This window comes from Microbacterium sp. UCD-TDU, assembly GCF_000340625.1.
In the GTDB taxonomy this organism is placed as follows: domain Bacteria; phylum Actinomycetota; class Actinomycetes; order Actinomycetales; family Microbacteriaceae; genus Microbacterium; species Microbacterium maritypicum.
In genome coordinates this window covers 310,939-320,052 of sequence record NZ_KB454448.1, presented here as the reverse complement: position 1 = coordinate 320,052, position 9,114 = coordinate 310,939, and the positions used below count along the sequence as shown (strand labels likewise).

General features: G+C 67.1%; 10 protein-coding genes. 6 read left to right on the top strand and 4 right to left on the bottom strand.

From position 1 onward, the window contains the following. Window positions 1–31 precede the first annotated feature (31 nt). The 4 genes from D514_RS36785 to D514_RS36770 all read right to left on the bottom strand — a co-directional run bounded on the left by D514_RS36785 (window position 32) and on the right by D514_RS36770 (window position 2,721). Window positions 32–322, bottom strand: a complete 291-nt coding sequence (locus tag D514_RS36785) for a WXG100 family type VII secretion target (protein ID WP_176697137.1) — start codon at window positions 320–322, stop codon at window positions 32–34. Between the two features lie 32 nt (window positions 323–354). Then, window positions 355–669 (bottom strand): WXG100 family type VII secretion target, encoded by a 315-nt coding sequence (locus D514_RS36780; protein WP_017831420.1) that lies wholly within the window; start codon window positions 667–669, stop codon window positions 355–357. A 358-nt stretch (window positions 670–1,027) separates the two neighbouring features. Further along, window positions 1,028–1,399 (bottom strand): hypothetical protein, encoded by a 372-nt coding sequence (locus tag D514_RS36775; RefSeq protein ID WP_017831418.1) that lies wholly within the window; start codon window positions 1,397–1,399, stop codon window positions 1,028–1,030. Window positions 1,400–1,407: 8 nt separating this feature from the next. Continuing rightward, window positions 1,408–2,721 carry a S8 family serine peptidase gene (locus tag D514_RS36770; protein WP_017831417.1) on the bottom strand — a complete coding sequence of 438 codons (1,314 nt, stop codon included), beginning with the start codon at window positions 2,719–2,721 and terminating at the stop codon, window positions 1,408–1,410. Between the two features lie 425 nt (window positions 2,722–3,146). Here D514_RS36770 and eccD point away from each other — a divergent pair, with 425 nt between their 5' ends. From eccD to D514_RS36745, 6 genes are all read left to right on the top strand, one after another. Then, entirely contained in the window at window positions 3,147–4,481 is a 1,335-nt protein-coding gene (gene eccD / locus D514_RS36765; protein ID WP_017831416.1) for a type VII secretion integral membrane protein EccD, read from the top strand. Between the two features lie 3 nt (window positions 4,482–4,484). Next, window positions 4,485–5,837 carry a type VII secretion protein EccB gene (gene eccB, locus D514_RS36760; protein ID WP_031206453.1) on the top strand — a complete coding sequence of 451 codons (1,353 nt, stop codon included), beginning with the start codon at window positions 4,485–4,487 and terminating at the stop codon, window positions 5,835–5,837. Beyond that, entirely contained in the window at window positions 5,837–7,147 is a 1,311-nt protein-coding gene (locus D514_RS0119810; RefSeq protein ID WP_051056635.1) for a S8 family serine peptidase, read from the top strand. The genes eccB and D514_RS0119810 overlap by 1 nt, the downstream gene beginning before the upstream one ends. Window positions 7,148–7,338: 191 nt before the next feature. Then, the gene (locus D514_RS36755) at window positions 7,339–8,001 is read left to right on the top strand and encodes a hypothetical protein (RefSeq protein WP_144053104.1); all 663 of its coding nucleotides are present in this window, start codon (window positions 7,339–7,341) and stop codon (window positions 7,999–8,001) included. Window positions 8,002–8,005: 4 nt separating this feature from the next. Then, on the top strand, window positions 8,006–8,329 hold the full coding sequence (locus tag D514_RS36750) for a hypothetical protein (protein ID WP_017831414.1): 324 nt from the start codon (window positions 8,006–8,008) through the stop codon (window positions 8,327–8,329). A 49-nt stretch (window positions 8,330–8,378) separates the two neighbouring features. Continuing rightward, window positions 8,379–9,092 carry a hypothetical protein gene (locus D514_RS36745; RefSeq protein WP_017831413.1) on the top strand — a complete coding sequence of 238 codons (714 nt, stop codon included), beginning with the start codon at window positions 8,379–8,381 and terminating at the stop codon, window positions 9,090–9,092. Window positions 9,093–9,114 lie beyond the last annotated feature (22 nt).

The window sequence follows — 9,114 nt, the reverse complement described above, 5'->3', positions numbered from 1 at the left end:
ACGCATCTCTGCGTCGGACCCGCGCCACGGGTCAGGCCCCGAACCGCCCGGCAGCCGACTTGTCGGTCTGCACGTACTGGCCCGAGATCTCCTCGGTCTTGCCCGCGATCTGCGTGAGCAGCTGCTGCATCTCACTCAGCGAACGGTTCCACTTGGCCTGCGCCTGGTCGTATGCCTGCTGTGCGGCACCGTCCCAGGAAGCCCGCAGCTTGCCGACCTCGGACTCGAGACGGTCGAGCTCGGAACGAATACCCTGCGACCCGCTGCGGATCTGCGCTGCCAGAGCGTTGACCTGCTCCGGGCGAACTGACATTGACTGCATCATGTTCTCCTTGAAATCTCTGTGGTCTACGCTCAGGAACCCATCATCGAGCCGAGGCCCGAGATGGTCTGCTGGTGCGCTTCTTCGGTCGCGGCCTGGTCACGCTCGGTGCCTGCGAGGGCATCTTCGAGCGTCACGAGAACCTCGTTGAGCTGACGAGCCTGCTCGTCCCAACGCGACATCAGCGTGGTGAACGATGCGGCAGCCGCACCCGTCCAGAATCCACGCAGCTGCTCGATCTCACTGCGGACCTTCTTGGTCTGCTGGTCGATCCCGGTCTTGGTCTCCCGCACCGCCTGGGCTCCGCGACGCAGAGCCCCTTCTTCTGCGGAGATGACATCAGCCATAACTCACTCCCTCCGGTCCACTAAGGACACACGTGCGGGGGAGCGCATCCCTGATCTGGGACGACTTCGAAACAACCCCCCACGAATCTGTTTCAGGAGCCAGGGTAGATCAGATCGCAGCCAATCACCACAAGCGAAGACGGATCCGCACCGATATTTGTGCCTTCGATGGAGAAATAGGGCCGAGCGAGTGCTGTGGTGTGTGCGGTGTCGCCGGATGCGGACCCCACGCTCTCGTTGACGGATGCAGCCGCCCGCAACCCTCAGGGTTCGGTAGTCGGCACGGTGACGGCAGCTTCACAGGTGATCGATCCCGACAGCGCCGCGGGATGCCGCTCGGCATCATCGGCCGTGACGTTCACATCGTCACCGGGCTCCCATCCCTCGACGACGGACACCTCACCCTTGGACTTCCGATGGTGAGCACGGCGTCTGATCCCGAGAGATCGAGTTCGGCCGCTTCGAAGAGCACCAGACCCTCATCACTTCCGGCACCGACGGAGCCGCGATGGTCGCCGTCGAGCCGAATAGAGAATCGCCCTTGCGGATCATTCGAGATCGCCAGCCCGTGCACACTGTCCGCATCGCAGGTGATCTGGTCGGGCGTGAGCGTCAGTGTCCGCTCTTCGCCGTCCACCGCATAAGTCACGGTGAGCCCGGCCGTAGCGCCGGGAGCGCACCCGGTAAGGTTCAGCGCCATCAGCGCCGTAGCGAAGAAGGCCGCCGCCATCCGCCGCCTCACCGTCGTGAGCGTCTCGCGAGGACGATGGCGAGGATGATGCCGCCGATGACCATCAGCACAAGGACGATCCCGCCGCCGATTAGCCAGGGCGACAAAGGCGCAATGCCCGATGGCGGTGGCCTCACATCGGATGTCGGGGGCGAGGGCTGCGCGGAGGTGTCGAGGGCTGCAGCCGCCCGTTCGACGTCGTCCAAGTTCGGAAACGCTTGCGGATCCTCCGAATCGAACAACGGATTCACATCTGGGTACTTCGTCGGGTCCACCGCCAACATCCCGGTCAACGAAGCTGCACCGTAGCCACCGCTTCGATCCCACACCGGCTCGTGCTCGCCCTTTGTGCCGGTGTTGTGGATGAGGCTCTGGACCAGTTGACGCCCGGTCGCGTCCGGGTACTTCTGCTTGACCACAGCAAGCATGCCGGCAACGATAGGTGCCGCATACGACGTGCCCGATCCCAAGAGCTGCTCATCCCAAGAAGCCGCAGAGCCCTGCAACAGAACGTTAAGGCCCGGTCCCGCGATATCAACGTCGTCACTCAGGTTCGGCTTTCCCGAGTCGCCGATCTGGATGTTCCCGTCCTCGCCGAAAGCCTGCACTGCGACGACACCATTCATCGCTGCCGGGAACCCCGCAGAGCCGCTGTCATTCGACATGGCAGCGACGACGATTACGCCTGCCGCGTGCGCCTTCGCAATTTGGGCAACGCTGTCAACGCCCCCACCGGACGAGATCGAGATGATGTCGGCACCTGCATCCACCGCGTCGGAGATTGCACGACCGAGCCCATCCTGCCCCGCGTCATCAACGCTCTTGCCGTTCTCGAGAAGGCACTCCGCGTCGCCACCCCACACACTGTTTTCACTCTCGACGCCATCCAGCACACCACCGGAGTTGTAATAGAGCAGCTCCACACCCGGCGCCACACCCTTGATCGGCACCCCGCCCGCCGGAGCATCACCCGTGCCCACGATCATCGACGCGACATTCGTCCCATGAGACGCCGCGACATAATCGGTCGACGTCGCCGGATACGGCTGGCCACCCGCATCAAAGCAATACGACGGCTCCACGACCTTCACATCGGCCCCACGGAGACCGACCGCGTCGGGATTGATCTGACTATCGATCACCGCGACGGTCACCCCGTCCCCATCGAAACCCGCATCATGCGCAGCCTGAATGTTGCCCCGGTCGAACCACCACAGCCCCGACTCAGCCGTGCCGGCAACAGCCGCCGACGGCAGAACGCCAACCAACCCCACCACCACGGCCCCCAGCGCCGCCGCGAGCAGACTCGACGCGCGCGCCATCAGCTCTCGTCCCGTGAAGAGGCCACGCCTCGCAGGGCCTCGTTCCGCCATCCCGGCGCCTCGACCATGATCCGCTCCCTCCGGTCCGCGTGCGGACACACATGCAGGGAGCACGTCCCGGACGGAACGTCTTCGAAACAACCCCCCACGAATCTGTTTCAGCATGCAGGCTAAGCCAGATCGCCGCGAACCGCCAGAATGCTGCCACCGCCTGCGGCCGGAGATGTGGATCTCTCGCGAGTGAAACGAGGCGGGATGCAGTCCTCCCCCCGTGCGGATCCGCGTCGAGATTCGTGACTTCGATGGAGAAATCGATCCTCTCCGCGGCTGCGTGCTGTCGTGCACCTCAACTAGGGTGAAAGGCGGAATGCGCAGCCACCGGGTCTCCTCCGTCCGGCTGCACACCATGGAGGGGGCATCGTTCCATGACTCAGAGCAGCGCAGCGGCAGGTACCGTGCTGCGGCTTTCCGTCGTCAGCGACGACCGACGGCTCGATGTCGGCGTACCGTCGCAGGTTCCGCTCGTCGAGATCATCCCGGGATTCGCCCGCAGTCTCGGCGTGCTCGACCCGACGCTCACCCACGGCGGATACGCGCTGCAGCGCGCCGACGGCACCGCCCTCGACCCTGCTCGTGGTGCTGCCGCCCAGGGCGTGCATGACGGCGAGCTGCTGACCCTGGTGCGCGGCGGACTCATGCACGAGCCCCGCATCTATGACGACGTCGTCGAAGCCGTCATCGACGCCACGGCCGAGCAGCACGGCTCGTGGACGCCCGCCGACAGCTCGCGTACCGCGCTCTTCGTCAGCCTCACGTTCCTCTCCCTCTGTGCACTGCTCCTCGTAGCCACACCCCCGACCTCGCTGATTCCCGCGATCATCGCCGGTTCCGGTGCCGTGGTGCTCAGCGTCGCCGCCGCCGTCCTCATGCGCCTGCACCAGCCCGAAGCCGGACACGCACTCGGGCTGACCGCTGCGGCCTACGGCGGACTCGCCGGCTACCTCGCCGTGCCCACGCAGAGCATCTGGGGCTGGCCCCTCGCTGCCATGGGCCTCGGCCTCGTCATCGTCGGCGGACTCGGACTCGCCGTCACTCAGGACAAGCCCGAGATCCACCTCGTCCCCATCGCGCTCGGCGCGTCGATCGGGATCACGGCCACGGCCGCCGCCGTGTTCGGCGACCCACTCGCGCCCTACGCCATCATGCTCGCGACCACAGCCCTGCTCGCGAACGGCATCCCGTGGCTCGCACTCAGCTCCACCCGCATCCGGGTGATCTCGCCGCAGAGCGATGCCGAGATGTTCGCCGCGCCCGTGCCGATCGACGCCGACGAGGTCAAGCGCCGCGCCGCCGCGGGCACCCGCACGCTGATCGCGCTGCGCGCCGCGCTGGGGCTCGCCGCACTGATCGCGACACCGCTCGTCGCGGCCAGCGGGGTGTTCGGCGCCGTGCTGTGCGTGCTCGCCTTCGTCGGGATGATGTTCCAGTCGCGCCAGATCCACGCCCGCCTCGGTGTGCTCGTGCTGATGGCGATCGGGGCGATCGGCCTGGCCGCGACCGGTGTGACCGTCGCCCTCGCCCTGCCGGATGTGCGCACCTGGATGCTGCTCATCCTGGTCGTGGCGACCGTGATCCTGGTCGGACTCACCCTGCTCACGCCCAAGGCGCGTCTGCGGCTCACGCGTCTGGGCGACACGGTCGAGATCATCGCTCTCGCGCTGCTGCTGCCCCTTGGCGTCATCACGGCGGGGCTCGTCTGACCGATGGCGACCAAGAAAGATCTGATCGAAGCCCAGGGCTTCAGCAGACGACGGCTCCTCTCCGCCTTCACCGGCGGAGCCCCCGGAGGCAAGGAACTCGACCCGGCGAAGCCGCTGCGTGCCGTGGTCGCCGGTGTCGCCCTCACCGTCGGCGTCATCCTGGTCGGAGTGTTCTGGGGCATCATGCAGCCCGGCCTTCCCGGCGACTGGCAGAACAACCGTCTGATCATCGCCACCGACACCGGGGCGCGCTACGTCTCGGTCGAGGGCACCCTGTATCCGGTGATCAACACCGCCAGCGCCCACCTGCTGATCCCGGCGGGCGAGTTCAAGGTCGTGCGCACCGACCAGTCGGCACTCGACGGCATCCCCGTCGGAAGCTCGATCGGCATCCTCGGCGCCCCCGACGATCTGCCCGCGCCGAGTGCTCTCATCAACTCGTCGTGGACCGCGTGCGTCGACGACTCCGCCGGGACGGCCGTGTCGCTGTCGAACGACCCGATCGCCGACGTCTCGAACGGCACGGGCACTGTGGTGCAGCGCGGAGACGAGATCTTCGTGATCGCCGACGGTCTCCGTCACGCCGTGCCCGCCGACGACGCGAACGCCGTGCTGCGCGCAGTGGGTCTCGGCACCAGCGAGGTGTATGAGGTCGACGGCCGCTGGCTGAACCTCTTCGACGCCGGTGCCGACCTCGAGCCGATCCGTCTCAACGCCGTCGGCGCCTCCGTTCCCGGCACCGACCTGACCGCCGGCACGATCGTGCACGTGCAGGGCAGCCCGGCCGACGAGCGCTACGTGGCCCTCGCCACAGGGGAGCTCGCGCGTCTCAGCCCGCTCGCCTACCAGCTGTACCTGCTCGGCAGCGGAGCGGAAGCCGGCACGGAAGAAGAGGTCTCTCCCGCCGAGGTCGCCAACGTGCCGACCGTTCCGAACGCGGGTGGCGACGACTGGCCGACCCAGCCGCTGAAGACTCTCGCGTCGGGAGAGACCCCCTGCGCCGTCCTCGGCGACGACGCTCGCACGGTGCTCGGCTCGACATCCTCCGAGCTGCCGGAAGAGCGCAGCCGCGTCGACGTCGCCGTCGGCGGCGGCGCCCTCGTACAGGTGCGCGGCGCGTCAGACGATGCCGTCGGCATGGCTGTGCTGGTCGACGAGTCGGGCACCGCGTACGCGATCCCCGGAGCGGTCGTCGAGCCGGATGCCGAGGAGGCCGCGAGCGACGCCATCGCCCAGCTCGGCTACTCCCCCGCCGACATCGGACGTGTCTCGAACGCGTGGATCGAGTTCTTCGCCGCGGGACCGGCCCTGACCACCGAGGCCGCGAGAGAATCGCCCGGATCCGGGACGAAGTGATGCGTCGACGCGCCGCCCTCGCGACCCTCGTTCTGGGCGCAGCCGTGTTCGGCGCCCCCGCCTCCGCTCTGGCATCGACCTCCGCTCCCGCCTCCATCGTCTCGGCGGCGACCGGTGCCTGCGAGCCCGGAAACGTCGTGTTCACACCCGAGGCTCCTGCCGCACTCGCCGCGCTCGGCGCCGAAGACGCGAACCGCCTCGCCACCGGTGCGGGCGTCGTCGTCGCGGTCGTCGATTCAGGGATCGATGCCGGCAACCCTCACCTCGCAGGAGTGGTCGTCGGTGGCATCGACCTCGTCGGCGACGGCGAACGCGGTGACGGGATGAGCGACATCGCCGGACACGGAACGGCCATCGCCGGCCAGATCGCCGGGCAGCCGGTCGCCGGGTCCGGCGTGGTCGGGCTCGCCCCCGACGCCCGCCTGCTGTCGGTGCGGGTCTTCCGCAGCGATTCGCCGCAGGATGTCGACAAGGGGTTCGGCCCCACCTCTCAGCGCATCGCCGACGGCATCCACTGGGCTGCCGACAACGGTGCCGACATCATCAACGTCTCGATGTCACAGGCATCGAACTCCGACGACCTCCGCGCCGCCGTGGAGCACGCCGCGGCGGTCGGAGCACTGGTCGTGGCGAGCGGGGGCAACAGAGCATCCGACACCGAGGCCGAAGACGGACCCCGCTACCCCGCCGCCTACGAGCAGGTGCTCGGGGTCAGTGCCGCCGACGCGAACGGCTTCGCCACGGACGCCTCGATCCACGGTCCGCAGGTCGGCGTCACGGCTCCTGGAAGCAACGTGCTCACGTCCGCGACCGGTGGCGGCGACTGCCTCTTCGCCTCCGACGCCCCGGCGTCGAGCTTCGCGACCGGATATGTGAGCGCCGCCGCTGCGCTGGTCGCCGAAGCGCACCCGGAAGACCCTCCCGCCGGCTGGGCCTACCGCCTCACCGCGACCGCCCTCCGCGCAGATGCCGACAACCGCGACGACGTGAACGGGTGGGGATTCATCCAGCCCTCCGCCGCCATCCAGCTCCTGCCCGACGCCACCACCCGAGGGCCCGTCAGCCCCTTCTTCGACACGGCCGACAGCGCGGTGCGCCCGCCCGTGGCGACCGTCGACCCCGACCACGGTGCGTCGCCGTTCGCCCTCACCCGCGAGGCCACGCTGTTCGCAGCGATCGGCGGGGCAAGCCTGCTCGGCGTGCTCGGCATCCTCATCGTGCTGCGGCGACGCAAGGATGTCCCCGCGGAGGATCCCGCGGCATCGGAGCGCTCTGGTGGACTCCTCGAACGGCCGGAGCCGGCATCTTAGAGCCGCAGGAGCACGGCCAAGGTACCGACTCCTCCTTCGTCGCTCGAATGTAGAAATCCGGCTGGAGCGCTGTTCATCGATCGTGTACGGTGAAAAGAACGTCGAAGACGGTGAGCCCGGGGGGGATGTTGGCCTACGACAACGAAGCGATCTACGAGCTCCACGAGCAGTTGACTCAGAAGGTTGCGCAGATGAGCGAAGCCATCGCGCAAGCGGGGTCAGAGCCGGCCGAAGATCCGAGCGGACAGGTGTCCGTACGAATCGACGCAGACTCCATCGACATCTCCATCGGCAGTTTCTGGCGTGCGTCGATCCGCCCCGAGGACCTTTCGGGCGTGATCCTGGAGACGGTGAACACCGTGCTCCTCTCCCGCCTCGAAGCCTGGGGGAAGAGCTTCACCGATGATGCCCCGAGCGCGCCTTCGCTGCCGATACCCTCTCCGGCGATCAGCGCGAACGAGATCTCTGACCTCGTCGCCTCAGCTGACGGCGACGTGTTCCACAGGAACGTCAATCGATTCATCGACACGTTCTCGACCCAGCTGGACTCGACCCTCGCGGCGCTCACTGAACGCGCGAACCAGGTGCACAGAGGCGAAGACGCGCAGAGCAATGTCAAGATCGATCTGGACAGCAGAGGAGTGTTGGTCGGCCTTGAGTTCGATCCCGAATGGCTCCGCAGCGCCGACGGCGGGGAAGTGACCGACACGATCCGCGCCTCGATGTCGAAAGCACGGGAATCGGTGACCGCCGCAACACCGTCCGTACCCTTCGAGGGAACCCCGCTCGCCGAGTACGCAGAGGGAATCGCGGATCCCGTCGAGCTGATCCGAATGCTCACGAGAGGAAGCTGAGACGATGCTCTCACCAGAAGAGATCAGAGTCGCTTCCGAGGCCCTCGGCAGCGACGCGGCGGTCTGGGACGGTGTGTCCTCGCGCCTGTCCACCGCTTCCTCCGCCACCAACTCAATGCACTCCTCCGATGCCGCTTTCTGCTGGAAGGGCGATGAGTTGTACGCCCAGTACAGCGAGATCCTCGCGGCAGTGACGTCGTATCTGTCCGCCGGATCGTCGGCCGCCGCCGACGGCGCTCAGGTGCTCCGGGATGTTCGAGACCTCTTCATCGCCCAAGAAGATGAGACCGTCAGCAGCCTCAACGGCATGTGGGAAGTACAACTGTGAACGATGATCGGATGAAGGCGCGGGAGAACCGCACCGTCTGGAGGCGTCAATGTCCATTCCTGTGAGTGGTTCCGGAACACCCGACTGGGGCCAGCTCGTCGAAGATATCGAACAGCGCATCGAAGAGGCGCGGACGAAGGTCAACAACCTGCTCTCCGACGTGTGGGACTGGCTGCAATGGGCGGCTGATCGTCTACGCGATGCCTGGAACTGGCTGATGGAGCGGCTCGGCGAGTTCTGGGAAGTCATCTCCGATCCGTATCGTCGCCCAGGCTACCGCGAGCAGATCCGCTCCCTCGCCGGCACGTGGCGTTCAGACCTCGCGACACCGCTCTCCAATGCGAAGGACCAGATCGACCCGTCGGTTCTGCGGACCGACGAGGAGTGGGGTGGCAAGGGCGCCGAGCGCTATGAGCAGACGACTGCTGCGCAGCGCACGACGCTCTCCGACTTCGAGTCGGGTATCGCCAACCCTGTCGCTGGCGGGCTGGAGAAGCTGGCGGGCGGCCTCGACACGTTCACCACCCTGATGTGGACGACAATGGGCACCTTGGTCGCCGGAATCATCTCCGGTATCGCCGCCCTGGCCACCCTTATCGCCGCGCCGGCCGGAATCGTCGCCATGGTCGGTGCGCTCGCTGCCGCGCTGATCCAGATCGCCAGCGCGAATGTCCAGCTCGACAACGCCATCGATTCCGCGAAGAGTCAGTTCGCCGGCGTCGCGGGCAAGGCCACCGGGTGGCCGAAGTTCACGACGAGCTGATGCTTCCTAAGCCGCGGCTGGG

What these genes read in the sequence shown, in the direction of transcription:
- D514_RS36785 (WP_176697137.1), bottom strand. Translation starts at nt 322, where the DNA reads ATGCAGTCAATGTCAGTTCGCCCGGAGCAGGTCAACGCTCTGGCAGCG.
- D514_RS36780 (WP_017831420.1), bottom strand. Translation starts at nt 669, where the DNA reads ATGGCTGATGTCATCTCCGCAGAAGAAGGGGCTCTGCGTCGCGGAGCC.
- D514_RS36775 (WP_017831418.1), bottom strand. Translation starts at nt 1,399, where the DNA reads ATGGCGGCGGCCTTCTTCGCTACGGCGCTGATGGCGCTGAACCTTACC.
- D514_RS36770 (WP_017831417.1), bottom strand. Translation starts at nt 2,721, where the DNA reads ATGGCGCGCGCGTCGAGTCTGCTCGCGGCGGCGCTGGGGGCCGTGGTG.
- eccD (WP_017831416.1), top strand. Translation starts at nt 3,147, where the DNA reads ATGACTCAGAGCAGCGCAGCGGCAGGTACCGTGCTGCGGCTTTCCGTC.
- eccB (WP_031206453.1), top strand. Translation starts at nt 4,485, where the DNA reads ATGGCGACCAAGAAAGATCTGATCGAAGCCCAGGGCTTCAGCAGACGA.
- D514_RS0119810 (WP_051056635.1), top strand. Translation starts at nt 5,837, where the DNA reads ATGCGTCGACGCGCCGCCCTCGCGACCCTCGTTCTGGGCGCAGCCGTG.
- D514_RS36755 (WP_144053104.1), top strand. Translation starts at nt 7,339, where the DNA reads ATGAGCGAAGCCATCGCGCAAGCGGGGTCAGAGCCGGCCGAAGATCCG.
- D514_RS36750 (WP_017831414.1), top strand. Translation starts at nt 8,006, where the DNA reads ATGCTCTCACCAGAAGAGATCAGAGTCGCTTCCGAGGCCCTCGGCAGC.
- D514_RS36745 (WP_017831413.1), top strand. Translation starts at nt 8,379, where the DNA reads ATGTCCATTCCTGTGAGTGGTTCCGGAACACCCGACTGGGGCCAGCTC.